We start from the raw sequence: 23,461 nt of genomic DNA, 5'->3' as shown, positions 1-23,461 counted from the left end.
GGCCCGCTGGTCGAGACGTTACCCAATTATTTCTTGGGCTCGGCCTTGCCGTAACCAGACTTCGCTTTTTCCTTCGCCTTTTCGGACTTTTTGGCGTCGGACTTTTTCTTTGCCGGTTCCGCTTTCTTCGCCGGTTCGGCTTTCTGGGCCGGGGTGGCGGGGGTCGCCTGCGCGTGCGCGACCGGGGCGACGAAGCCGCCGGCTCCGACGATCAGGGAGAGCGCGGTGGCGGCGGCGAGAATGCGATTCATGGGATCTTTCTCCGTCGAGGTTGGTGATCGGCAGTCGTTGTCTGCCTTGAGGAAAAACATAGGTCGTCATTGTGGCGTGATTGCGGTCGACATTATGGCACGAGCGACGCGATTACGGCGTTTCTCCTTCGTTGACTCGGCCTCGAAAAGCGACAGGCCGCGGGCGGAGCCCGCGGCCTGCGCGAAAGTCGGAAAGGGAAGAAGAATTACTTCTTCTTTTCGTCTTTCTTCTTCTTTTCGTCCTTCTTCTTTTCGTGGGCGGCGGCGGCAACGTCGGTCGGGTAGTAGGTCACGGCCACGGCGCCGAGAACGAACGTCAGGGCCACGAGGGCCGAGATCAGCTTCTTCATAGGTGGGTCTCTCCGAGTGGGTTAGAGCGTTGGAACATTCCAAACAGTGCCTAAGTTTAGTGGGAATTATGGCGAAAAAGAGGATAAATTCGTTAATGCGGATGAGCCGAGAAGGGGGCGTTTTTTATTTTCCAAATAATTTCACGGCATTAGGTCCGTAAGTCGCAGGACTAAGCGCGCGCTTCGATATGATCACAATAAGTTTACTTGTTCTCACGTCGAGCGATAACTTCCGACGAATAAACCGGTTCCACCCTATAAATATAAAAGCGACAGGCCGCGGACAGCGTCCACGGCCTGTGCGAAAGTCGAAAAAGGAAGAAGAGTTACTTCTTCTTTTCATCCTTCTTCTTGCCGTCATCCTTCTTCTTCTCTTGGGCCTGGACGTCGACCGGATAGTAGGTCACGGCCACGGCGCCGAGAACGAAGGTCAGGGCCACGAGGGCCGAGATCAGCTTCTTCATAGGTGGGTCTCTCCGAGTAGGTTAGAGTGTTGGAACATTCCAAACGCATTGAAGGTGAGATACGATTATGGCGAAAATGGGGCTGAATTCATTAACATCGGATGGATCGGGAATCTTAAAACCCTTTTATTTTCAAGGAGTTTTTGAGATTATACCCATGTTTCACAGACCAAGACAGGCCTCCGCATGACCACGATTGTGTTTACCCATCCGGCCTGTATCGAGCATGACCCTGGCGACTATCACCCGGAACGTCCCGACCGTCTGCGTGCGGTGTTGGCTGCCCTCAAGGAAGAAGGGTTTGAGACGCTAGTTTGGCGCGAGGCGCCCAAGGCCATGCGCGAACAGATCGAGCGTGTCCATGACCGCGATTATGTCGAGCAGATTCTGGCGAGCGTCCCGAAGCGAGGACACCTGCATCTCGATCCGGACACGGTCATGTCGCCGGCTTCGGGCGAGGCGGCCCTCCGCGCGGCCGGCGCGGCGTGCGCGGCGGTGGACGCGGTAATGAGGGGCGAAGCCAAGAACGCCTTCTGCGCGGTCCGACCACCGGGTCATCATGCCGAAAGCGGCCAAGCGATGGGTTTTTGCCTGTTCAACAACGTAGCTGTCGCCGCGCTCCAGGCGCGCGCGGTGCACGGCCTCAAGCGGGTGGCGGTGATCGATTTCGACGTCCATCACGGCAACGGCACCCAGCATTCGTTCGAGCGCGACGCCGATCTGTTTTACGGATCCAGCCATCAGTGGCCAGCGTATCCCGGAACCGGCCATACGGACGAAATCGGAGTCGCCGACAACGTTTCGAACCTGCCGTTGCCGCCAGGTGCGGGGTCGGCGGAATTCCGCGAGGGGTATCGGCGGACGATTTTGCCCGCGCTCAGACGCTTTGCGCCCGAATTCTTGATCATATCGGCCGGGTTCGACGCGCACGCGCGCGATCCGCTCGCCCAGATGCGCCTCGGCGCCGATGATTACGCCTGGGTCACCGAGGAACTGCTAGCCATTGCCGAAGCCAGCGCCAAGGGCCGCGTGATATCCTGCCTTGAGGGCGGCTACGACCTCGAGGCCCTGGCCGAATCGAGCGCCGCGCATGTGCGGGAAATGATGGGCGCATAGCCTTGCGGGGGGCATGTTCGCGCGGCTAGACTGCCGCGCCTTTGGGAGTTTTCATGACCAAATCCCCGTCCGTCGAGGTTTCCACCCTCAGTTTCGAGGACGCGCTGGCCGAACTGGAAAAAATCGTCCGCCAACTCGAGGAAGGAAAGGGCGGTCTCGACGCTTCGATCAAGGCCTATGAGCGCGGCGCGGCACTCAAGAGCCATTGCGAAAAAAAACTCAAGGAAGCGCGCGCGCGGATCGACAAGATCGTGCTGGCATCCGACGGCACGCCGACGACGAAGCCGGTCGAAGCGGACTGACGGACCATGGCCGATCTGCAAAAAGCGATGGCCGAAAGCGCCCGCGCCGTCAGCGAAACGCTCGACCGTCTGCTCAAGGTCGGTGGCGGGCGCGAGTCGCGCTTGATGGAAGCGATGCGTTATTCCTCCCTCGGCGGCGGCAAACGCATCCGTCCTTTCATGGTCACCGCCGGCGCGCGACTGTTCGCGGTTGCCGAAAGCTGCGCGCTGCGCGCCGCGGCCGCGGTCGAAATGGTGCACTGCTATTCCCTGGTGCACGACGACCTGCCGGCGATGGACGACGACGATCTTCGTCGCGGGCAACCGACGTGCCATGTCCGCTTCGACGAGGCGACTGCGATCCTGGCCGGAGACGCGCTCCTGACGCGGGCTTTCGAAGTGCTGGCCGACGTGCCGACTCATCCCGATCCGCAGGTGCGCAGCCAACTGGTGCTGGCGCTCGCCAAGGCCTCGGGCGCCGAGGGGATGGTCGGGGGGCAGATGCTCGACCTGTTGGCCGAAAACGAGCGTCTCGACATGCCCGAGATCACCCGCCTGCAACGGATGAAGACAGGTGCTCTGATTGCGTTCGCGTGCGAGGCCGGAGCGATCCTCGGCAAGGCGGCCGAGCCCGCGCGCCACGCGCTTCGGGCCTATGCTCATGACCTCGGACTCGCCTTCCAGATCGCCGACGACCTGCTCGATGTCGAGGGCACAGCGGCCGAAGTCGGCAAGAAAACCGGCAAAGACGCCGCGGCCGGCAAGGCGACTTTCGTTTCGCTGCTCGGGATCGAACGGGCCAAGGCCCAGGCCCAGATGCTGGCCGAACAGGCCGGCCGGCACCTTGAAATGTTCGACGAAAAAGCCGATTATCTCCGCGAATTGGCCCGTTTCGTGGTCAACCGGCGGGCCTGAGCGGGACGCCACGGGTTTCGGCCCGAAAAAAGATCTGAGTTTAAGGGAACCATAACCGTGAGCGGACAGCCCAACCCCAGCGGGACCCCGCTGCTCGACACCGTCAACGATCCGGCCGATATCCGCGGATTCACCGTCGAGCAGTTGAAGCAGCTCGCCGACGAATTACGGCGCGATACGGTGCGGTCGGTGTCCATCACCGGCGGCCATCTCGGCGCTAGCCTCGGCGTAGTCGAACTGACCGTCGCGTTGCATCACGTGTTCGACACACCCCGCGACCGGCTGATCTGGGACGTCGGTCACCAGTGCTACCCGCACAAAATTCTCACCGGCCGACGCTCGCGCATGCATACCCTGCGCCAGGGCGGCGGGCTCTCCGGCTTCACCAAGCGCTCCGAAAGCGAGTATGACCCGTTCGGCGCCGCGCACAGCTCGACCTCGATCTCAGCTGGCCTCGGCATGGCGGTGGCACGCGACCTCAAGGGTGGCGACAACCACATCATCTGCGTCATCGGCGACGGCGCCATGAGCGCGGGCATGGCCTACGAGGCGATGAACAACGCCGGCGCCATGGACGAGCGATTGATTGTGGTGCTCAACGACAACGACATGTCGATCGCACCGCCCGTCGGCGCCATGAGCGCATACCTGTCGCGCCTGATCTCGTCCAAGCCTTATCGTTCGGTCCGTCACTTCGCCAAGGACGTCGCCGCCAAGTTCCCCCGCCCACTCAAGGAAGCCGCGCGCAAGGCCGAGGAATACGCTCGCGGCATGGTTACCGGCGGCACGCTGTTTGAGGAACTCGGCTTTTATTACGTCGGGCCGATCGACGGACACAACCTCGATCATCTGTTGCCGGTTCTGAAGAACTTGCGCGACGACAAGGAGCCGGGGCCGATCCTGCTTCACGTCGTGACACAAAAGGGCCATGGCTACACGCCCGCCGAGAAGTCGCCCGACAAGTACCACGGCGTCACGAAGTTCGATGTTATCACCGGCGTCCAGGTCAAGGCGAAGAGCAATGCGCCGAGCTACACCAACGTGTTCGCCAAGGCGCTCATCGAGGAAGCGAAAGTCGACGATAAAATCGTCGCCATCACCGCAGCGATGCCGTCGGGCACCGGCCTCGACAAGTTCGGCGAAGCGTTCCCGAAGCGCACATATGACGTCGGCATCGCCGAACAACATGGCGTTACCTTCGCCGCCGGTCTGGCGGCGGAAGGCTTCAAGCCGTTTGCAGTGATCTATTCCACATTCCTCCAGCGGGCCTACGACCAAGTGGTGCACGACGTCGCGATTCAAGGGCTGCCGGTTCGTTTTGCCCTCGACCGCGCCGGCTACGTCGGCGCCGACGGTTCGACCCACGCCGGCGCCTTCGACCTCGCGTATCTCTGCTGCCTGCCGGGATTCGTGGTGATGGCGCCCGCCGACGAGGCGGAACTGATGCACATGGTCGCGACCGCCGTCGCCATCGACGATCGACCCTCCGCCGTGCGCTATCCGCGCGGCGAGGGCGTCGGCGTCACATTGCCGGAACGGGGTACGGTGCTCCCAATCGGTAAAGGCCGGATCGTGCGCGAAGGTTCTACGGTCGCGATTCTGAGTCTCGGCCCCCGCCTGACGGAATCGCAGAAAGCGGTCGAATTGCTGGCCGCGCGCGGCCTATCACCGACCATCGCCGACGCCCGTTTCGCCAAGCCGATCGACGAGGATATGATCCGCTCGCTGGCGAAGACCCACGAAGTTCTAGTCACTATCGAGGAAGGTTCTTCCGGCGGTTTCGCCGCCCAGGTTCTCCAGTTTCTCGCCAACGAGGGCCTGACCGATCGCGGCCTCAAGGTGCGGGCAATGACCATGCCCGACGTATTCTTCGACCAGGACAAGCCCGAGAAGCAATATGAGATGGCGCGGCTGAATGCCAGGCACATCGCCGCCACCGTGCTTTCGGCGCTCGGCCGGGCCGAGGAAGCGGCGCAAGCGGCGCTGGCATAAATTTCATAGTGACGATGCGGTACCAGTCCGGCGCGCTTGGTCGTGGAATAGCAAGATTGTTGCCGGTCCCTGCCGCGTCGGGACAATATCTTTCCCTTATGTCCGCCTCCACGTAATTTGGCGTCCGTAAAAAGGCCTTCGACGTAGAGGGTTGTTTGGGGTTGTCGCGTGCGGTAGTCACGCGCCGCCATGAACGACATTTTCACTTCCTCGACCGAATTGTCGCCGCGTGCGCGTGCGCTCGACGCTTGGCGCGACGAGGCGAGGGCGATGCTGGTTTTGATCGGCCCGCTCGTGCTGACGAGTCTTGGGCAAATCGCCATTCTGACGACCGATGTGATCCTGATCGGCCGGCTCGGTGCGACCGCGCTCGCAGCAGGAAGCCTGGGCTATGTCGTGTTCTTCACCGCCTTCGTCATCGGCATGGGCATCGTCATGGCGACGGCGCCGTTGGCGGCGCAGGCTTTTGGAGCGCGGCGCCCGCGCGAAGTGCGGCGCGTGGTTCGGCAAGGGCTCTGGATTGCGGGACTGTTGACGATCCCATTCTGCCTCATCGCGGTTCCGGCGGCCCCACCTTTGTTGCGTGCGCTCGGGCAACCGGCCGACGTGGTGAACGCGGCGGGCGAATATCTGAGCACGCTGTTGTGGTGCCTACCAACTGCGGTCGGATTCATCGTGCTGCGTAACTTCGCCGCAGCCCTCAACCGCCCGGAACCGGCGCTATGGGTCATGCTGGCGGGCGTGCCGATCAATGCCGTGTTGGCCTACGCCCTGATCTTCGGCGCGTTCGGTTTGCCCCGGCTCGAATTGATCGGCGCCGGGTTGGCGAGCGCGCTCGTCAACCTTGCCATGTTCGCCGCCATGCTGGCGATCGTTCTCGGACTACGGCCGTTCCGGCGCTATTACGTTCTCGGACACTTTTGGCGACCGGATTGGACCATCTTTCGCCGTATATTCGTCCTCGGCACGCCGATCGCCGGCGCCATACTCATGGAATACGGCGTGTTCGCGGTGGCGGCGCTGCTGATGGGTTGGATCGGCACGGTATCGATCGCCGCCCACCAGATCGCGCTGCAAATCGCCTCGGTCTCGTTCATGGTGCCTTACGGCATCGGGCAGGCGGCGACGGTGCGCGTCGGCCACGCGGTCGGCCGACGCGACCCGGACGGCGCACGCCGCGCCGGCTGGACCGCGTTAGCGCTCGGCGTGACGTTCATGGCGGCGATGAGCGTCGTCCTGCTCGCGGCGCCCGAATTCCTGGCCGGGTTATTCATCGATTCGGCGACCCCGGACGGAGCTCCGGTCGTCGCGCTCGCCGCGCTGTTGCTCGCGGTCGCAGCGGCGTTCCAGATGGCGGATGGGGCGCAAACCATCGCCATTCAGTCCTTGCGCGGGCTCAACGACACGACCGTGCCGATGCTGATCGCCGGACTCGGCTACTGGGGCGTCGGTTTTGGGGCCAGCTATCTGCTCGGGTTCACGGTGGGGCTCGGCGCAGTCGGAATTTGGGTCGGTCTTGCCCTCGGCCTCGGCATCGTCGCGCTTCTGCTGATTATCCGCTTTGCCCGGCTCACGCAGCAGGGATATCTGCCGGACGTCGCGCGCGCGCCTGCGTGAAGGCGCTTCATGCTAAGCTCGCCACCGTGAAACGCCCCGTTGCCCAAACACCAACCGGTAAGCGCCGCGCCGATGTCCTGTTGGTCGAACGGGGATTGGCGGACTCGCGAACCCGCGCCCAGGCGCTGATTATGGCCGGCTTGGTGTTCGCGGGCGAGCGCCGGCTGGAAAAGCCCGGCGCCCTGATCGATACCGATACACTGATCGAGATGCGCGGCAAGGATCATCCGTGGGTTTCGCGCGGGGGCGTCAAGCTTGCTCACGGCCTCGATCATTTCCGCATCTCGCCCGAAGGGCTCGTTTGCCTCGATGTCGGCGCTTCGACCGGCGGCTTTACCGACGTCTTGTTGACCCGCGGTGCCAAGCGCGTCTACGCGGTCGACGTCGGCCACGGCCAGTTCGATTGGAAGCTGCGCCACGAGCCGCGCGTGATACTCCTTGAAAAGACCAATGCGCGGAACCTCGATTCCCGTCTGATCCCGGAGCCGCCGCGGCTAATCGTGTGCGATGCGAGCTTCATCGGACTCGAGACCGTGCTTCCGGCTTCGCTCGCCCTGGCCGCGCCAAGTGTACACCTGATCGCCTTGATCAAGCCGCAATTCGAAGTGGGCAAGGGGCGCGTCGGCAAGAAGGGCGTGGTGCGCGATCCGGCGCTGCATCGGGAAGTTTGCGAACGCATCGAAGCCTGGCTGATCGGGCAAGGCTGGCGCGTGCTCGGGATCACGGAAAGCCCGATCGAGGGCCCGGAAGGCAACAAGGAATTCTTGATCGCGGCCGAGCGGGAATAACGTCAGCCGAACTCGATCGGTAATCCCGCCTGCGACCAAGCCTGGAGCCCGCCGGCGAGGTTGTAGAGGTTCTCGAACCCTTGGGTTTGCAGGTAGGCGCAAGCCGAGGCCGAGCGCGCGCCGACCGCGCATTGCAGCACGACCTTTATGCCGTCCTGCGGTATGCGCTTCGGGTCGAACGCCGAAAGCGGCACCAGCATCGCGCCCGCGATGTGGGCACGCTGGTATTCGGGAATTTCGCGCACGTCGATCAGGATCGCTTCGCCCGCGTCGAGCCAACGCTTGACGGTATGCGGGTCGGCCTCGGCGACGACGGGTTGGGGGGCGTGCATGGCGGCGTCAAGATGGGGGCCGGGGGCCCGGAACGCAAGGCGCGAATAACCCTATCGGCCGTCGGTGTCCACCGGCAGGCCCGCGGCCATCCAGCCGAGCATGCCGCCGCGGAGCGAGATCGCCTCGGCCCGGCCGGCGGCGCGCAAGGCCTCGCCGACGGCGAGCGAGCGCTTGCCGGCGAGGCAGACGAGAACCAGCTTGAGCGGGCCGAACGATGGAAAAGCCGCCGGGTTGAATTCGGATTTGGGGAACAGGAGAGCGCCCGGGATGCGCTCTTCCTCGAATTCGTCCCGCTCGCGCACGTCGATGATGACGGCGTTGCCGGCCCGGCGCCATTGCTCGACGCTCAAGGGGTCGACTTCGGGAACCGGCGACGGGGTTTCGACGGCAACCGGTACCGGAATCTCCGATTTGACGGAGACGGGGGCGAGGGCGATGGACATGAAGAAAATTGATAAATTACACTCAAAATAATGTCAAATGTAATTAAATACATAAAAATATAGTATTTTATGAGGTATTCAAACCATTGATTTCAAAAGCCTAATTATTCACCGATTTTTCGCGTGATATTCCGGATTGGGCATCATGTCGAGGGCGTGCGCGACCCGGTTGGTGTAGTTGAAGAACGCCGCCGTGTCGGCGATGTCGAAAATGTCCTGCTCGGAAAATCCGGCCTTGTGCAGGCCTTCGCGGTCGGCGTCGCCGACGTCGTGGGGCGTCGCCGTCAGTTTCCAGGCGAAATCGAGCATGGCACGCTGGCGGGGCGTCAACTCGGCGACGCGGTAGTTCATCACCATCATCTCGCCCAGTTGCGGATCGCCCGACAGCTCGCGCACCGCCTGGCCGTGGGCGACCAGGCAGTAGTAGCAATGGTTGGCGCAGGAGACGACGACCGCGATCATCTCGCGCTCAAGCTTCGAAAGCTTGCAGCGCTCCTCGTCGAGCATGAGCGTGTTGTAGAAACGCGAGAACGCGCGGAGCTTGTCCGGGTTCGCGGTGTAGGCGCGGAGCACGTAGGGAATCAGGCCGAGCTTTTCCTGGCACTTGGCGAAGTATTTCTTGATGTCGTCTTCCAGCGTCGCCGGGTCGGGCAGCGGCGGCAGTTTGACGATGTGCTTGGGCTGGGGCATGGGGCACCTCAAGCGGCAGTTATTTACCGCACCTGTTTCCCGTCGCTATTTTCCGCACTGGCCGCGCTGGCGCAGAAAATGGTCGGCAAGCACCAGGGCCAGCATCGCTTCGCCGATGGGCACTGCGCGGATGCCGACGCAAGGGTCGTGGCGGCCTTTGGTCGAAACAGTGGTGTTCTTGCCTTGGACGGTGACGGTCGGCTGCGGGATCAAGATCGAACTGGTCGGCTTGACCGCAAAGCGCACGACGATGTCCTGGCCGGTGGATATGCCGCCCAGGATGCCGCCCGCGTTGTTGGAAAGAAATCTGGGCCGACCCTTGGGGCCTGCGCGCATGTGATCGGCGTTCTCGGGGCCGGTGAGGGCGGCCGCCGCGAAGCCCGCGCCGATCTCGACCCCTTTGACCGCGGGAATGCTCATCATCGCCTTGGCGATATCGGCGTCCAGCCGGTCGAATACCGGCTCGCCAAGACCGGCGGGAACGCCTTCCGCCACCACCTCGATTATTGCGCCGATCGAGGAGCCTTTCTTGCGGATGCCGTCCAGATAAGCTTCCCAGGCACGCGCGGCCCGGGCGTCAGGGCAGAAAAACGAATTGCGCGTAACCTCGCGCCAGTTCCAGCGGTTACGCTCGATCCGCTTGCCCCCCATCTGGATCAGCGCGCCGCGAATGACCACGGAATCGCCTAGTACCTTGCGCGCGATGGCGCCGGCGGCGACGCGCACCGCGGTTTCGCGCGCGCTCGCCCGACCGCTGCCGCGATAATCGCGAATGCCGTATTTCATCAAATAGGTGTAATCGGCGTGGCCGGGGCGGAAGACGTCCTTGATCGTTTCGTAATCCTTTGAGCGCGCATCTTCGTTGAAGATAGCGAACCCGATCGGTGCGCCGGTGGTTTTGCCCTCGAACACCCCGGAGAAAACATGAACCTTGTCGCGTTCGCGCCGTTGGGTGGTGAAGCGCGACTGGCCGGGGCGGCGGCGGTCGAGATAGGGCTGGATGTCGGATTCGGCGAGCGCGATACCGGGCGGGACTCCATCGACGATGCCGCCGATGGCCGGCCCGTGGCTTTCGCCAAAGGTGGTGACGCGGAACAGATGACCGAAGGTATTGCCGCTCATGAAGCTCACACCACCGAGATGTCCGGCGCGTCGACCGCCTTCATGCCGACGACGTTGTAGCCGCAGTCGACGTGATGGATCTCGCCGGTGACGCCGCTGGAGAGGTCGGACAGCAGATAAACCCCGGCGCCGCCGATGTCATCGAGGGTGACGTTGCGCCGGAGCGGCGAATTGTATTCGTTCCACTTGAGGATGTAGCGGAAATCGCCGATGGCCGAGGACGCCAACGTCTTCATCGGCCCGGCCGACAGCGCGTTGACCCGGATACGCTTCTTGCCGAGGTCCTCGGCAAGGTAGCGCACGCTCGCCTCCAGCGCGGCCTTGGCGACGCCCATGACGTTGTAGTGGGGCATGACCCGCTCGGCGCCAAAATAGCTGAGGGTCAAAAGGCTGCCGCCCTCCGTCATCAGCGCCTCCGCGCGCCGGCACACATCGGTGAAGGAGAAGCAGGAAATGCTCATCGTGCGCGCGAAGTTGTCGGGCGTGGTGTCGATGTAACGGCCCTTGAGCTGATCCTTGTCGGAATAGGCGACGGCATGGACCAGGAAATCGAGTCGCGCCCAGCGCTCGGTCAACGCCCGAAAGACCGCGTCGAGCGAGGCGGAGTCGGTGACGTCGCACGGCAACACGAGGTTCGCGCCGATGCCGGCGGCCAAGGGCCGCACGCGCTTTTCCAGGGCTTCGCCCTGGAAGGTGAAGGCCAGTTCGGCGCCCTGGGCGTGCACCGCCTTGGCGATGCCCCAGGCGATGGAACGGTCGTTGGCGACGCCCATGATCAAGCCGCGCTTGCCGCGCATCAGGCCGGAGGTCGCAGTCGTCATGGGAGCCCCTGAAACAATGGAAACCGGGACGGCGATGGTACACGAAAGGGCGCCACGCGCAAAACCAACGTCGCACGGGCCTCGTTACGTCGGCCTCTCACCTCGACCGGTCACTTCGAATCGTCGGAATCGGCCTTGGCCGTTTCGTCGCGCACCCGGTAGGGGTGCCGGGCATTCCAGGAACGGACAAATTCGACCAGTTCGGGATCGGGTTGGGCGGGCAGCACGACCTTGAGAACGGCGAAATGGTTGCCGCGCCGGTCGGCGCCCTTGGCGAGACCCTTGCCGCGCAGGCGCAACGTGGTACCGGTGTTGGACCCTTCGGGAACGGTCACCATGACCGGGCCGTCGATGGTTTCAGCTTGGATCCGGCCGCCGAGAACCGCTTCGGCCAGCGTCACGGGAAGATCGGCATGGACGTCGTCGCCCTCGACGCGGAAAACAGGATGCGGATCGACCGCGATTTCGACCAAGGCGTCGCCCGCTTCGCCGCCGCCGAGGCCGGGCATACCCTGGCCGCGCAGGCGCAGGATTTGGCCCGGACGGGTGCCGGGCGGAATGGTGACCTTCAGGCGTTTGCCGTTGGTCATGCCGACATTTTTGACCGCGCCACGGGCAGCTTCGAGAAAATCGACCTTCAAGGTGTAATCGACATTGGCGCCGTTGACCTTGATGCCCGCGTGCGCGTTGCGGTCGCGGAAGAAGCGATCAAACGGATTGCGCCGCCCGGGACTGCCCGCGCCGGGCGGGGGCTTGCGCCCCTTGGGCGCGCCCGAGGCGTCGATCTCGCCGCGGTCGTAGCGTTCGCGCATCTCGGCGTTGGACAGCAGCGCGTAGGCTGCACTGACGTGCTTGAATTTTTCCTCCGAACGAGCGTCGCCGGGATGGCTATCGGGATGCAACTCGCGCGCGAGGCGGCGGTAGGACGCCTTGATCTCCTCGGCGCTCGCGCTGCGGCGAACGCCGAGCACCACATAAGGGTCTTTCATGCGCGAGACATTAGCAACAACCGCCCTTGTCTCGCATCAAATAACGGAGAGCCGGAACGAAAGAGCCGGCCGTAATCTTCGGCCGGCTCGATCATATCGCGCATGGGCGCGTCGCGTATCGGGTGCGCCGCGCGCCGGCGGATTACGGGACGACCTGCCAGGTTCCGTTCGGCTGGCGGCAGGCGCGGCCCATGGCCCGTTCGGTGCGGCCCTCGACGGTGATGGTTTGTTCGAACTCGCGGCAATCCTGGCCGGACGTCGACCGGTAGGTGCTGGTCGGCGTGTAGGTGCCGGAATTGCCCGAATCGGGATTGCGCCAGGACGAAGTCTGCCCGGTGCGGTTGGTTTCGAGCGACGCCTGCGCGGTACGTTGGGACATGGCTTTGTCGGCGTTGTCGAGGGACTTGCCGATTTCGCTGCCGAGCATGGCGCCGGCCAGCGTGCCGACCGCGATTCCCACCATCTGGCCTCGGCCGCTGCCGATCTGCGAGCCGATCAACGCGCCGGTGCCGGCGCCGAGGATGGTGCCCATGGTCTGCTTGGGGTTGTCCTGCATATTCTGGCAACCCGCGAGCAACACCGCCGCCGCTGTCGCCAAAGCGATTCCTGTAGTTTTCATCTGAGTACGATCTCCTGAAGTTCGGCTCGCCGGGTTCGGAAAGGGATTGGGTCAGGCTCGAATTAGATATAGGTTGATCGCCGAATGTGGCAAATTTATGGGTCCTGGCACGGGTTGCAAGGCCATGAAAAGACTAAGCAAGTCAACAAGTTAGTTTAATTCGCAAAGACCGATTCCAAAATGAACAAGTCCGAACCCGCCGACCCGATCGAGCTGTTCCACGCCTGGCTTCGGGACGCCACCCGGGCGGAACCTTCCGATCCGACCGCGGTCGCGCTCGCTACCGCCGATGCCGACGGCAAACCTTCGGTGCGCATGGTGTTGCTGAAAGATGTAGACGCGCGCGGGTTCGTCTTTTACACCAACCTCGACAGCCGCAAGGGGCGGGAATTGCGGGCCAACCCCCGCGCCGCCCTGTGTTTTCATTGGAAATCGCTGGATCGTCAGGTCCGAGTCGAAGGCACGATTGCGCCGGTTGCGGACGCGGAAGCCGATGCCTATTTCGCCAGCCGCGACCGCGCGAGCCGGATTGGTGCCTGGGCCTCGTGCCAATCGCAGCCATTGGAAAGCCGCTTCGCGCTCGAAAAACGCGTCGCCGAGTTCACCGCAAAATTCCATATCGGCGAAGTACCACGGCCGTCCTTCTGGTCCGGTTTCCGGCTGGCGCCGGATACAATCGAATTCTGGCAGGAACGTCCGTTCCGGTTGCACGACCGGACAGTGTACCATCGTCAAGACGACGCCTGGACGACGATCAAGTTGTACCCTTAGCCGATGATGCCGAAAACCACGCCATCGCCAGCGTCCGCGCCCGCCGAAAACGTGCGCCTGATCCGGCTCGCCGCGCGTGCCTCGGTGACGGTCGCCGGAATCCTGATCGCGGCCAAGCTGATGGCTTGGACGCTCACCGATTCCGTCGGCCTCCTGTCGACCCTGATCGATTCGCTGCTCGACATCGGCGCGTCGTTGGTCAACCTGATCGCGATCCGCCATGCGCTCACCCCGGCGGACGAGGAACACCGCTTCGGGCACGGCAAGGCAGAGGCGCTCGCCGGGCTTGGCCAGGCGGCGTTCGTCGCCGGCTCGGCCGCGTTCCTGCTGGTGCAGGCGGGCGAGCGCCTGTTCCGGCCGCGCGCGCTCGCCAACATCGACATCGGCATCGCGGTGATGGTGTTTTCCATCCTCGTCACCCTCGGGCTGGTCGTGTTCCAGAAATACGTCGCGCGGCGGACGAAATCGCTCGCCATCGGCGCCGACTCGCTCCATTACGAAACCGACGTGCTCGCCAACGCCGGCGTCATCGTGTCGTTGGTGTTGGTGTCCCAGTTCGGCTGGGTGATGGCCGACCCCCTGGTTGCCATCGCCATCGTCGCCTATATCTTTTGGGGAGCGTGGTCGATCGGGACTCGCGCGCTGCACATCCTAATGGACCGCGAATTGCCCGACGCCGACCGCGATAAGATCAAGGCCATCGCCAAGTCGGACCCGGCAGTGCGCGGCGTTCACGATCTCAAAACCCGCTCTTCGGGTTCGCACGTGTTCATCCAGCTCCACCTTGAACTCGACGGCAACATGACCCTGCACGACGTTCACGTAATCTCGGAGAACGTCATGAAGAGGATCATGGCGGCGTATCCCAACGCCGAGGTCATCGTGCACGAAGACCCCGAAGGAGTGGTCGAGCAGCGCGCCGTCTACGGCTGAACGGAGGGCGAGGAATGATCGGCGGCAGGCAATCCGACATCGGGTGGTTTGTTTTCGCCGTCGCGCTGTTGGCGCGTTCGGGGACGGTCGGCGCGAACGAATTCACGGTGCGCGAGATCGAGATCGAGGACCGCAAGGCGGTCATCGCCACGGTCGAAAGCGTGGATCGCATCGCGGCGCGCGCGCGCATCGGCGGAACCATCGCCAAACTGGCGGCGGACGAAGGCGTGTCGGTGCGCAAAGGCGACGTGCTCGCCGAGGTGGTCGATCCCAAGCTCGATTCCCGGCGCCAAGCGGTCGAGGCGCGGATTCAAGCGCTCGAATCGCAGAAAAAGCTGGCGCAAACGGTGCTGGAGCGGGTCGCCAAGCTGCGCGAAACCGGCGCGGCGGCCCAGTCGCGCCTCGACGAAGCGACCACCGGCCTCCAGGTCGTCGACCGCGATCTGGCGGCGATGATCGCCGAACGCAAGGTCGTCATGGAGCAGCAGGCCGAAGGCGCGGTCCTTGCCCCCGCCGACGGCCGCGTGCTTACCGTGCCGGTGACCGCAGGCGCGGTGGTCTTGCCCGGCGAAACCGTCGCCACCATCGCCGCCAACGCCTACATCCTGCGCCTGCATCTGCCCGAACGGCACGCGCGCTTTTTGCGCGTCGGCGACGAGGTGCGGGTCGGTTCGTCCGCGCTCGATCCGGCCGAACGCACCGATCCCGCGCGCGACGGGAAACTGCGGACGGGCCGCATTTTCCAGGTCTATCCCGAACTGCGCCAGGGACGCGTGGTCGCGGACGTGGAGGTCGAGGGCCTCGGCGATTATTTCGTAGGCGAGAGGGTCGCGGTCCACGTCGCGACCGGCAAACGGCGCACGTTCGTGGTGCCGCCCGAATACCTGTTTCGCCGCCACGGCCTGACCTTCGCCAAGCTCGCCAACGGGCGCGAGGTGGTGGTACAGCCCGGCTTGCCCACCGACGGCGGGGTCGAGGTGCTGTCCGGCCTCGTCGACGGCGACGCGCTCGCCAAGCCGGGGGCGCGGCCGTGAAGCTGGGCCTATCCGGCACCATCACCCGCGCCTCTATCCGTTCGCCGCTCACGCCGCTCGCCCTGCTGGTGGCGTTCGGGCTTGGCCTGCTCGCGCTCGCCGCGCTGCCGCGCGAAGAGGAACCCCAGATCGTCGTGCCGATCGTCGACGTCCAGGTCGCGGCCAACGGGCACAAGGCGTCCGACGTGGTCAAGCTGGTGACCGAGCCGCTCGAGGACATCGTCAAGGGAATCAACGGCGTCGAGCACGTCTACTCCCTGAGCGAGGACGATCAGGCGGTGGTCACCGTCCGCTTCGAGGTCGGGACCAGCGAAGACGCGGCCCTGGTGCGCGTGCACGACGAAATCCGCGCCAACATCTGGCGCATCCCGATCGGCGTGCCCGAGCCGTTGATCGTCGGGCGCGGGATCAACGACGTGCCGATCGTGACATTGACCCTGTCGCCCAAGGACGACGCCGAGCGACGCTGGGACGACAACGCGCTCCACAAGGTCGCGGACGACCTGATCCACCACCTGACCAAGGCGCCGGACGTCGGCTTGGTGTTCGTCGTCGGCGGGCGCGCGGACCAAATCCGCGTCGAGCCAGACCCGGAGCGGCTAGCGCTCTACGGCGTAACGCTCGCCCAGCTCGTCGACAAGGTGCGCCACGCCAATCGTCGTTTCGTCATCGGCCAGATGCGCGAGCGCGGCCGGGCACTGCCGGTGCTCGCCGGCCAGACGCTCGACGGCCAGCCCGACATCGGCCAGCTCCTGATCACCAGCCGCGACGGGCGCCCGGTCTACGTCAAGGACGTCGCCCGGGTCGTAATCGGCGCCAAGCCGGAGGAAAGCCGGGTCTGGCACCTGGTCAAGACGGCCTCCGGAACTTTCGAGCGCCGTCCCGCCGTCACCCTCGCCGTCGCCAAGCGCAAGGGCGCCAACGCGGTCGCCGTGGCCGACGCGGTGCTGCGCCAACTGGAGACGGTGCGCGGCTCGCTGATCCCGCCGGAAGTCGACGTGGCGGTGACGCGCAATTATGGCGCGACCGCGACCGAGAAGTCGAACGAGCTGTTATTTCATCTCGCGCTCGCCACCGTATCGATCGTCGTCCTGGTCGGCATCGCGCTCGGCTGGCGCGAAGGCGTCGTCGTCCTGATGGTGGTGCCGTCGACCATCCTGCTCACGTTGTTCGCGTCGTGGCTGATGGGATATACCATCAACCGCGTCAGCCTGTTCGCGCTGATCTTTTCGATCGGCATCCTGGTCGACGACGCGATCGTGGTGGTGGAAAACATCGCCCGCCACTGGGCGATGAACGATGGCCGCGACCGCGTCCACGCCGCGATCGAGGCGGTCGCCGAGGTCGGCAATCCAACCATCGTCGCCACGCTTACCATCGTCGTGGCGTTGCTGCCGATGATGTTCGTTTCGGGGCTGATGGGACCCTATATGAGCCCGATCCCGGCCAATGCCTCGGCCGCCATGCTGTTCTCGTTCTTCGTCGCGGTGACCGTCACGCCCTGGCTGGCCTTGTTGCTGCGACGCTTGGCGCCTGAGCGGGAAGACGGACATGGCGGCGATCATGCCGGGCGGCTTGGCGCGCTTTATCGCCGCGTTGCCGCGCCGCTGTTGGCCGAGCGGCGGCGGGCGAAGCGGTTTCTGGCGGCGGTGGCGATCGGGACCGTGATCGCGTGCGTGCCGTTCGCCACCCGGCACGTGACGGTGAAGCTGCTGCCGTTCGACAACAAGTCCGAGGTCCAGGTGATTTTCGACTTGCCGGAAGGCAGCGCCATCGAGGCGACCGAACGCGCCCTGATGGCCGCCGCCGACGCCTTGAACGGCATTCCCGAAATCACCCACCTCCAGCTGTATGCCGGTACCGCCGCACCGTTCAACTTCAACGGCTTGGTCCGGCATTATTACCTGCGGCGCCAGCCGTGGCAGGGTGACATCCAGGTCAATTTCAAACCCAAGGGCGAGCGGGCCCGACAAAGCCACGCCATCGCTCTCGACATCCGTCAACGGCTTGCGGCGCTGCCGGATCTTGCCGGGGTCGAGTTCAAGGTCGCCGAGGTGCCGCCGGGACCGCCGGTGATCGGTACCCTGATGGCGGAAATCTACGGTCCCGACGCGGAAACCCGGCGCGAGGCCGCACGGCGGGTACGCCAAGCGTTCGAGGCGGTCGACTTCATCGTCGACGTGGATGATTCCTTCGGCACGCCGCCCGAGCGCCTGCGCATCGAGATTGAGCAGGAGAATCTCGAATACCACGGCGTTCAGGAACAGGCGCTGTACGACACCCTGGAAGCGCTGCTCGCCGGCGTGCGGGTCGGCTATTCCCATCGCGGACCCGGCATCAATCCGGTCGAGATCGCCGTGCGCCTGCCCAAGGAAGCGCTGGTGCCGACCGAACGGCTGCTCTCCACCCCGATTGCCGCGCCGGGTGAGGCCGCCGATTCCGGCGCCAACGTCGAAATCGGTGACGTGGTGCGGCTCAGGCGCGAGCGCGGCTCCTATCCCCTCTATCGCCGCGACGGGCGCTTCGCTGATTACGTGACGGCCGAACTGGCCGGGCGCTTCGAGGCGCCGATTTACGGCATGCTGGCGGTCGGCGACCGGCTCGCCGGCGCCGAATGGGCGGGCGCGGGCCGGAAAGGGGACATTCGTCTCCACGGCCAGCCGGTGGACGAATCCAAGGTCACGCTGCTGTGGGACGGGGAATGGGAGATCACCTACGTCACGTTCCGCGACATGGGGCTCGCCTTCGCCTTCGCGCTGTTCGGAATCTACGTCCTGGTGGTCGCCCAGTTCGGCAGCTTCGTGTTGCCGCTGGTCATCCTGACACCGGTGCCGCTGACGTTGATCGGCATCGTATTCGGTCACTGGTTGTTTTCGGCGCCGTTCACCGCCACCTCGATGATCGGCTTCATCGCGCTCGCCGGCATCATCGTCCGCAACTCGATTCTGTTGGTCGATTTCATTCGCCACCGCCAGGGCAAGGGCGACGCCTTGCGCGACGTGCTCCTGGAGGCGGGCGCGATCCGCATCAAGCCGATCGTGCTGACGGCGGCCGCGGCGATGACCGGCGCCACCTTCATCCTGCTCGACCCTATTTTTCAGGGGCTCGCCATTTCCCTGGTGTTCGGGTTGGCGTCGTCGACCGCGCTGACCATGCTGACGATTCCCGCGCTCTACGTCTGGCTGCGCGATGACGGTCGTCCCATGTCCGGCGCGCGATGAGCTTCGAAAATCAAACCGAGGCGGTTGCCTTCCTGTCCGAGCCGTCGTCCTACGGCGCGGGCATCAAGGAGGTGCGCCGGATCGAAACCCATATCTCGGTCGTTTTTCTCGCGGGGGCGCGCGCCTTCAAGCTCAAGAAAGCGGTGCGCTACCCCTATCTCGACTTTTCGAGCTTGGAAAAACGCCGCGCGGCGTGCGAAGCGGAAATTGCCGTCAACCGCCGCGCCGCGCCGGCGATCTACCGCGGCGTCGTTCCCTTGGCGCGCGCGCCGGGAGGGGGACTCGTTTTCGACGGGCCGGGCGAGCCGGTCGAATGGTTGGTGGAGATGACTCGTTTCGACGAGGCGACGCTGTTCGACCGCTTGGCGCGCGTGGGTGCCCTCGACCGCGGCCGGATCGTGGAATTGGCGGAAACCGTCGCCCGCTTCCACCGCGACGCCGAGGTTCACCGCGAGGCGGATTCGGTCGCCGGCTTCGCGCACACCATCGCCGGCAACGCCGCGAGCATGACCGGACCCGCCGCCGGCGCCTTCGACGCGGCCGATATCGAGCGCCTGCGGCAATCTTCGGAAGCGCGCCTGGCGTCGCTGCGCGGCCTGCTCGAACGACGCCGCGATGGCGGCCGGGTGCGCCGCTGCCATGGTGATCTCCATCTCGGCAACATCTGCCTGATCGACGGCCATCCGGTTCTGTTTGACGCCATCGAATTCAACGAAACCTTCGCCGTCATCGACACGCTCTACGACGCCGCTTTTCTGGTGATGGACCTCGACCACCTCGGTCGACGGACGCTGGCCGGCCAATTTCTCAACCGCTATCTCGACGCGACCGGCGACGAAGAGGGCTTGGCAGCATTGCCGTTGTTCCTGTCGCTCCGTGCCGCGATCCGCGCCCATGTGGGCGCGACGGCGGCGCGCGCGGGCGAATTCCCGCGCGCATCAAATAAGGCGCCCCTACCGGGGCGCGCCATAACGAATGTCGAACAGGCCCGCGCCCGGTTGGAGGAATCGCGCCGATATTTGCAAGAAGCCTTCGCCTATCTTGCGCCCGATAAACCTCGCCTGATCGCCGTCGGCGGGCTTTCCGGCAGCGGCAAATCCCGGCTCGCGGACGCGCTCGCCCCCTGGCTTGGGACTGCGCCGGGTGCACGGGTGGTGCGGACCGACGTGATTCGCAAGCAGTTGGCCGGCGTGACCCTGCATGACCGTCTCGGTCCCGACGGCTACACGGCGGACATGACCGCGCGTACCTACGCCGAGATGACGAATCGCGTCGAGACGGCGTTGCGCGCGGGCCGCTCGGTGGTCGCGGACGCGCTATTTGCGGCGCCGGCGGAACGGAAACGCATCGCTTCCGTCGCGCACATCTGCGGCGTGCCGTTCGACGGCCTGTGGCTCTCGGCCGATCCGGCGATCATGGAACGGCGCGTAACCGAACGGACAGCCAACGTATCCGATGCGACCGCCGAAGTGCTTCGGCGGCAGATGACTTATGACCTCGGCGAGATAACCTGGACCCGGATCGACAGCGGCGGTACGCCCGAGGAAACGCTCGCCCAGGCCAGCACCGCCTTGGGCGTCGACGCTAGTCCGCTTTCTTCGCCAAGCGGTGCCAGCGCAACAGGGCGTTGATTTCGCCGACGATGCCGCGACGGAACAACAGCACGCAGACGAAAAAGATGAACCCTTGGACGATAGTGACCCATGCGCCCAGTTGCGCCAAATATTGCTGAAGCGCGGCGACCAAGAACGCGCCGACCACGGGGCCAAGCACCGTGCCGACGCCGCCCAGCAGAGTCATCAACACGACGTCCCCCGACATGTGCCAGTGCACGTTGTTCAAGGTCGCGAACTTGAACACCAACGTCATCAGGGAGCCGGCCACGCCGGAGAGCGCCGCCGACAGCACGAAGGCGGCGAGCTTGTAGCGTTCGGCCCGGTAGCCGAGCGAGACGGCGCGGGATTCGTTTTCCCGGATCGCCTTGAGAACCTGGCCGAAGGGCGAGTGGATCGTGCGTTGGATCAGCAAGAATCCGGCGATGAACACCGCCAACACGAAGTAATACATGGTCAGCGTATCGTTGAGGTCGATCAGGCCGAGCAATCGGCCGCGCGGAATGGCTTGGATGCCGTCCTCGCCGTGGGTGAAAGGCGCCTGAACGCAGAAGAAATACAGCATCTGCGCCAGCGCCAGCGTAATCATGGCGAAATAAATGCCCTGACGGCGAATGGCGAGCCAGCCGAACGCGACGCCGAGCGCCGCCGCCACGGCCGTCCCGGCCAAGATCGCGATCTCCGGCGGCCAGCCCCAGACCTTCGCTGTATGGCCGGTGATGTAGGCGGCGAAGCCAAAATAGGCGGCGTGACCGAACGACAACAGCCCCACATAGCCGAGCAGCAGATTAAAGGCGCAGGCGAACAAGGCGAAACAGAGCGCCTTCATCAGGAAGATGGGATAAATGACGGCCGGCGCGACCAACGCCGCGATCACCAGCGCGCCGTAGAGGACGAGGCGGCGGTCCATGACCATCAGGCCCTCCGCCCGAACAATCCCGTGGGCTTGAGCAGCAGCACGATCGCCATGATGACGAAAATGACCGTGCTGGAGGCCTCGGGATAGAAGACCTTGGTCAACCCTTCGATCAGGCCAAGGGCGAAGCCGGTGACGATCGAGCCCAAAATTGATCCCATACCGCCGATCACCACCACCGCGAACACGACGATGATCAGGTTGGACCCCATGATCGGGCTGACCTGGTAGATCGGCGCGGCGAGCACGCCCGCGAACCCGGCCAGGGCCACGCCAAATCCATAGGTCAACGTGATCATGATCGGCACATTGATGCCGAAGGCGCGCACCAGGGACGGGTTTTCCGTCGCCGCCCGCAAATAGGAACCGAGCTTGGTCTTCTCGATCAACAGCCAGGTGGCCAGGCAGACGACGAGGGAAATGACCACCACCCAGGCCCGGTACTTGGGCAGGAACATGAATCCCAGGTTGTAGGCGCCGAGCAGCTCCTGCGGGATTTGATAGGGCAAGCCGGACACGCCGTACATTTGGCGAAACCCGCCTTCGAGCATGAGCGCGAGCCCGAAGGTGAGCAGCAAGCCATACAGATGATCGAGTTTGTAAAGCCGGCGCAGGAACAGGCGCTCGACGACGATTCCGGTCACCCCGACGATGATCGGCGCCAAGAGCAACGCCCACCAGTAACTAACGCCGGCGTACGTCAGCAGCAGCCACGCCGCGAAAGCGCCCATCATATATTGGGCGCCGTGGGTGAAGTTGATGATGTTGAGCAATCCGAAAATCAGGGCGAGCCCGAGACTCAGCATCGCGTAGAACGCGCCGTTGATCAGCCCGATCAGCAGCTGACCGAACAACGCCTGCGACGAAATGCCGAGGATCGCGAACATGCCCGGGCTCGCCCGTCTTTCCGGTTCTTAGGCTCGGTCCGGTGTCAGTTCACCAGCGGGCAGCCGCCGTCCTTGAGCGGACGGAAAGCTTCGTCGGCCGGAATGGTGGCGCGGACCTTGTAGTAATCCCACGGACCCTTGGACTCCGAGGGCTTCTTGACCTCGAACAGATACATGGGATGGATATGGCGGCCGTCGGCGCGGACTTGGCCTTTGCCGAACAGTTTGTCGTCGGTCGGCATCTCCTTCATCTTCGCCACCACCTTGGCGCCGTCGGCGTCGGACTTGAGCGCGTCGACCGCGCGCAGGTAGTGATAAACCGCCGAGTAGACGCCGGCCTGGCCCATGGTCGGGTGGTTGCCCTTGTTGGCCGCCGCGAACTCCTTGGCGAACGCGCGGTTGGCCTCCGTCATGTCCCAATACCACGCTTCGGTCATGATCAGCCCTTGCGCCGTCTGCAGGCCAAGCGCGTGGATGTCGGTCAGGAACACCAACAGGCCGGCGAGGTTTTGCCCGCCCTTGACGATGCCGAATTCGGCCGCCTGCTTGATCGAATTGATGGTGTCGCCGCCGGCGTTGGCGAGGCCGATGATCTTCGCCTTCGAGGCCTGCGCCTGGAGCAGGAACGACGAAAAGTCGGTGGTGCCGGGGAACGGCGTCCGCACCTTGCCCAGCACCTTGCCGCCGTTGGCGTTGACCACGGCTTCGGTGTCGCGCTCGAGGGCGTGGCCGAAGGCGTAATCGGCGGTGATGAAGAACCAGGTATCGCCGCCGGTCTTGACGATCGCCTTGCCGGTGCCGTTGGCGAGTGCCCAGGTGTCGTAGGTCCAGTGCACGCTGTTGGGCGTGCAGGCCTTGCCGGTCAAGTCGGCGGTGGCGCCGGTCGAGACCATCATGACCTTGTTCTTTTCCTTGACGATCTGGTTGATCGCCAGCACCACCGACGAGGTCGGCACGTCGACGATCATGTCCACCTTATCGACGTCGAGCCACTGACGGGCGATGCTGGCGCCGACGTCGGGCTTGTTCTGGTGATCGGCGGCGATGACCTCGACCTTGAACGAGGGCTTGAAGTCGGCGACCGCCTTGCGCGCCGCCCAAGTCGAGCCGGGCCCGGACAAGTCGGCATACAGCCCCGACTGGTCGTTGAGCACGCCGATCTTGACGACGCCGTCAGACATTTGTTGCGCCGACGCGGGCCCAACGGCGGCGATCGCCGCCGCGGCGACACCCATAAGCATCTTCATCGTGATACGCATGCAAGCCTCCTTCCTGGTTGCGATGGTTCGAACGGA

General features: G+C 64.3%; 22 protein-coding genes. 11 read left to right on the top strand and 11 right to left on the bottom strand.

Annotated features, from left to right (window positions below):
• Positions 1-26: 26 nt before the first annotated feature.
• Complete coding sequence (locus FJ311_03095) at positions 27-251, bottom strand: hypothetical protein (protein ID MBM3950419.1); 225 nt, start codon at positions 249-251, stop codon at positions 27-29.
• 1,000 nt (positions 252-1,251) lie between these two features.
• On the opposite strand from FJ311_03095, the gene FJ311_03090 reads away from it, so the two are divergent.
• From FJ311_03090 to FJ311_03065, 6 genes are all read left to right on the top strand, one after another.
• Positions 1,252-2,181: a histone deacetylase family protein gene (locus FJ311_03090; GenBank protein ID MBM3950418.1), complete on the top strand. Its 930-nt coding sequence runs from the start codon at positions 1,252-1,254 to the stop codon at positions 2,179-2,181.
• Between the two features lie 53 nt (positions 2,182-2,234).
• Positions 2,235-2,483: an exodeoxyribonuclease VII small subunit gene (locus tag FJ311_03085; protein ID MBM3950417.1), complete on the top strand. Its 249-nt coding sequence runs from the start codon at positions 2,235-2,237 to the stop codon at positions 2,481-2,483.
• A 6-nt stretch (positions 2,484-2,489) separates the two neighbouring features.
• A complete protein-coding gene (locus tag FJ311_03080; protein ID MBM3950416.1) occupies positions 2,490-3,377 on the top strand; it encodes a polyprenyl synthetase family protein in 888 nt (295 codons plus the stop codon).
• A gap of 57 nt (positions 3,378-3,434) precedes the next feature.
• Positions 3,435-5,369, top strand: a complete 1,935-nt coding sequence (locus FJ311_03075; GenBank protein ID MBM3950415.1) for a 1-deoxy-D-xylulose-5-phosphate synthase — start codon at positions 3,435-3,437, stop codon at positions 5,367-5,369.
• A gap of 189 nt (positions 5,370-5,558) precedes the next feature.
• Positions 5,559-6,986, top strand: a complete 1,428-nt coding sequence (locus FJ311_03070) for an MATE family efflux transporter (protein ID MBM3950414.1) — start codon at positions 5,559-5,561, stop codon at positions 6,984-6,986.
• A 77-nt stretch (positions 6,987-7,063) separates the two neighbouring features.
• Positions 7,064-7,774, top strand: a complete 711-nt coding sequence (locus FJ311_03065) for a TlyA family RNA methyltransferase (GenBank protein MBM3950413.1) — start codon at positions 7,064-7,066, stop codon at positions 7,772-7,774.
• Between the two features lie 2 nt (positions 7,775-7,776).
• Here the strand turns inward: FJ311_03065 and FJ311_03060 are convergent, their stop codons facing one another.
• The 7 genes from FJ311_03060 to FJ311_03030 form a co-directional block, all read right to left on the bottom strand.
• On the bottom strand, positions 7,777-8,106 hold the full coding sequence (locus FJ311_03060; protein MBM3950412.1) for a rhodanese-like domain-containing protein: 330 nt from the start codon (positions 8,104-8,106) through the stop codon (positions 7,777-7,779).
• A 51-nt stretch (positions 8,107-8,157) separates the two neighbouring features.
• Positions 8,158-8,550: a rhodanese-like domain-containing protein gene (locus FJ311_03055; GenBank protein ID MBM3950411.1), complete on the bottom strand. Its 393-nt coding sequence runs from the start codon at positions 8,548-8,550 to the stop codon at positions 8,158-8,160.
• Between the two features lie 108 nt (positions 8,551-8,658).
• Positions 8,659-9,240 carry a peroxidase-related enzyme gene (locus tag FJ311_03050; GenBank protein ID MBM3950410.1) on the bottom strand — a complete coding sequence of 194 codons (582 nt, stop codon included), beginning with the start codon at positions 9,238-9,240 and terminating at the stop codon, positions 8,659-8,661.
• Between the two features lie 45 nt (positions 9,241-9,285).
• Positions 9,286-10,362, bottom strand: coding sequence for a chorismate synthase (gene aroC, locus FJ311_03045; protein ID MBM3950409.1), 1,077 nt, complete (start codon positions 10,360-10,362; stop codon positions 9,286-9,288).
• Between the two features lie 5 nt (positions 10,363-10,367).
• A complete protein-coding gene (fabI, locus tag FJ311_03040) occupies positions 10,368-11,183 on the bottom strand; it encodes an enoyl-ACP reductase FabI (protein ID MBM3950408.1) in 816 nt (271 codons plus the stop codon).
• A 110-nt stretch (positions 11,184-11,293) separates the two neighbouring features.
• A complete protein-coding gene (locus FJ311_03035; protein ID MBM3950407.1) occupies positions 11,294-12,172 on the bottom strand; it encodes a J domain-containing protein in 879 nt (292 codons plus the stop codon).
• Positions 12,173-12,314: 142 nt separating this feature from the next.
• Entirely contained in the window at positions 12,315-12,791 is a 477-nt protein-coding gene (locus FJ311_03030) for a glycine zipper 2TM domain-containing protein (protein MBM3950406.1), read from the bottom strand.
• 180 nt (positions 12,792-12,971) lie between these two features.
• On the opposite strand from FJ311_03030, the gene pdxH reads away from it, so the two are divergent.
• From pdxH to FJ311_03005, 5 genes are read left to right on the top strand one after another with little or no spacing between them, the layout of a single operon-like run.
• Positions 12,972-13,562: a pyridoxamine 5'-phosphate oxidase gene (pdxH, locus tag FJ311_03025; GenBank protein MBM3950405.1), complete on the top strand. Its 591-nt coding sequence runs from the start codon at positions 12,972-12,974 to the stop codon at positions 13,560-13,562.
• Positions 13,563-13,568: 6 nt separating this feature from the next.
• The gene (locus FJ311_03020; protein ID MBM3950404.1) at positions 13,569-14,495 is read left to right on the top strand and encodes a cation diffusion facilitator family transporter; all 927 of its coding nucleotides are present in this window, start codon (positions 13,569-13,571) and stop codon (positions 14,493-14,495) included.
• 14 nt (positions 14,496-14,509) lie between these two features.
• Positions 14,510-15,529, top strand: coding sequence for an efflux RND transporter periplasmic adaptor subunit (locus FJ311_03015; GenBank protein ID MBM3950403.1), 1,020 nt, complete (start codon positions 14,510-14,512; stop codon positions 15,527-15,529).
• Entirely contained in the window at positions 15,526-18,750 is a 3,225-nt protein-coding gene (locus tag FJ311_03010) for an efflux RND transporter permease subunit (protein MBM3950402.1), read from the top strand. The genes FJ311_03015 and FJ311_03010 overlap by 4 nt, the downstream gene beginning before the upstream one ends.
• Positions 18,747-20,381, top strand: coding sequence for a hypothetical protein (locus FJ311_03005; protein MBM3950401.1), 1,635 nt, complete (start codon positions 18,747-18,749; stop codon positions 20,379-20,381). The genes FJ311_03010 and FJ311_03005 overlap by 4 nt, the downstream gene beginning before the upstream one ends.
• Here the strand turns inward: FJ311_03005 and FJ311_03000 are convergent.
• From FJ311_03000 to FJ311_02990, 3 genes are read right to left on the bottom strand one after another with little or no spacing between them, the layout of a single operon-like run.
• The gene (locus tag FJ311_03000) at positions 20,335-21,279 is read right to left on the bottom strand and encodes a branched-chain amino acid ABC transporter permease (protein MBM3950400.1); all 945 of its coding nucleotides are present in this window, start codon (positions 21,277-21,279) and stop codon (positions 20,335-20,337) included. The two genes, FJ311_03005 and FJ311_03000, sit on opposite strands and share 47 nt — an antisense overlap.
• Complete coding sequence (locus FJ311_02995; GenBank protein MBM3950399.1) at positions 21,279-22,166, bottom strand: branched-chain amino acid ABC transporter permease; 888 nt, start codon at positions 22,164-22,166, stop codon at positions 21,279-21,281. The genes FJ311_03000 and FJ311_02995 overlap by 1 nt, the downstream gene beginning before the upstream one ends.
• A 44-nt stretch (positions 22,167-22,210) precedes the next feature.
• Positions 22,211-23,425, bottom strand: a complete 1,215-nt coding sequence (locus FJ311_02990; GenBank protein MBM3950398.1) for an ABC transporter substrate-binding protein — start codon at positions 23,423-23,425, stop codon at positions 22,211-22,213.
• Between the last annotated feature and the right edge of the window lie 36 nt (positions 23,426-23,461).

The organism is Rhodospirillales bacterium, assembly GCA_016872535.1.
In the GTDB taxonomy this organism is placed as follows: Bacteria; Pseudomonadota; Alphaproteobacteria; order Rhodospirillales; family 2-12-FULL-67-15; genus 2-12-FULL-67-15.
The sequence above is the reverse complement of the archived record's forward strand: the minus strand, read 5'-3'. Positions and strand labels throughout refer to the sequence as shown.

Bases quoted from the DNA above. Each gene is read 5' to 3' on its own strand.
- FJ311_03000 (MBM3950400.1), bottom strand. From the start codon at position 21,279: ATGGTCATGGACCGCCGCCTCGTCCTCTACGGCGCGCTGGTGATCGCG.
- FJ311_02990 (MBM3950398.1), bottom strand. From the start codon at position 23,425: ATGCGTATCACGATGAAGATGCTTATGGGTGTCGCCGCGGCGGCGATC.
- FJ311_03030 (MBM3950406.1), bottom strand. From the start codon at position 12,791: ATGAAAACTACAGGAATCGCTTTGGCGACAGCGGCGGCGGTGTTGCTC.
- fabI (MBM3950408.1), bottom strand. From the start codon at position 11,183: ATGACGACTGCGACCTCCGGCCTGATGCGCGGCAAGCGCGGCTTGATC.
- FJ311_03085 (MBM3950417.1), top strand. From the start codon at position 2,235: ATGACCAAATCCCCGTCCGTCGAGGTTTCCACCCTCAGTTTCGAGGAC.
- FJ311_03095 (MBM3950419.1), bottom strand. From the start codon at position 251: ATGAATCGCATTCTCGCCGCCGCCACCGCGCTCTCCCTGATCGTCGGA.
- FJ311_03055 (MBM3950411.1), bottom strand. From the start codon at position 8,550: ATGTCCATCGCCCTCGCCCCCGTCTCCGTCAAATCGGAGATTCCGGTA.
- FJ311_03080 (MBM3950416.1), top strand. From the start codon at position 2,490: ATGGCCGATCTGCAAAAAGCGATGGCCGAAAGCGCCCGCGCCGTCAGC.
- FJ311_03090 (MBM3950418.1), top strand. From the start codon at position 1,252: ATGACCACGATTGTGTTTACCCATCCGGCCTGTATCGAGCATGACCCT.
- FJ311_03015 (MBM3950403.1), top strand. From the start codon at position 14,510: ATGATCGGCGGCAGGCAATCCGACATCGGGTGGTTTGTTTTCGCCGTC.
- FJ311_03070 (MBM3950414.1), top strand. From the start codon at position 5,559: ATGAACGACATTTTCACTTCCTCGACCGAATTGTCGCCGCGTGCGCGT.
- FJ311_02995 (MBM3950399.1), bottom strand. From the start codon at position 22,166: ATGTTCGCGATCCTCGGCATTTCGTCGCAGGCGTTGTTCGGTCAGCTG.
- FJ311_03060 (MBM3950412.1), bottom strand. From the start codon at position 8,106: ATGCACGCCCCCCAACCCGTCGTCGCCGAGGCCGACCCGCATACCGTC.
- aroC (MBM3950409.1), bottom strand. From the start codon at position 10,362: ATGAGCGGCAATACCTTCGGTCATCTGTTCCGCGTCACCACCTTTGGC.
- FJ311_03020 (MBM3950404.1), top strand. From the start codon at position 13,569: ATGCCGAAAACCACGCCATCGCCAGCGTCCGCGCCCGCCGAAAACGTG.
- FJ311_03050 (MBM3950410.1), bottom strand. From the start codon at position 9,240: ATGCCCCAGCCCAAGCACATCGTCAAACTGCCGCCGCTGCCCGACCCG.
- FJ311_03005 (MBM3950401.1), top strand. From the start codon at position 18,747: ATGAGCTTCGAAAATCAAACCGAGGCGGTTGCCTTCCTGTCCGAGCCG.
- FJ311_03035 (MBM3950407.1), bottom strand. From the start codon at position 12,172: ATGAAAGACCCTTATGTGGTGCTCGGCGTTCGCCGCAGCGCGAGCGCC.
- pdxH (MBM3950405.1), top strand. From the start codon at position 12,972: ATGAACAAGTCCGAACCCGCCGACCCGATCGAGCTGTTCCACGCCTGG.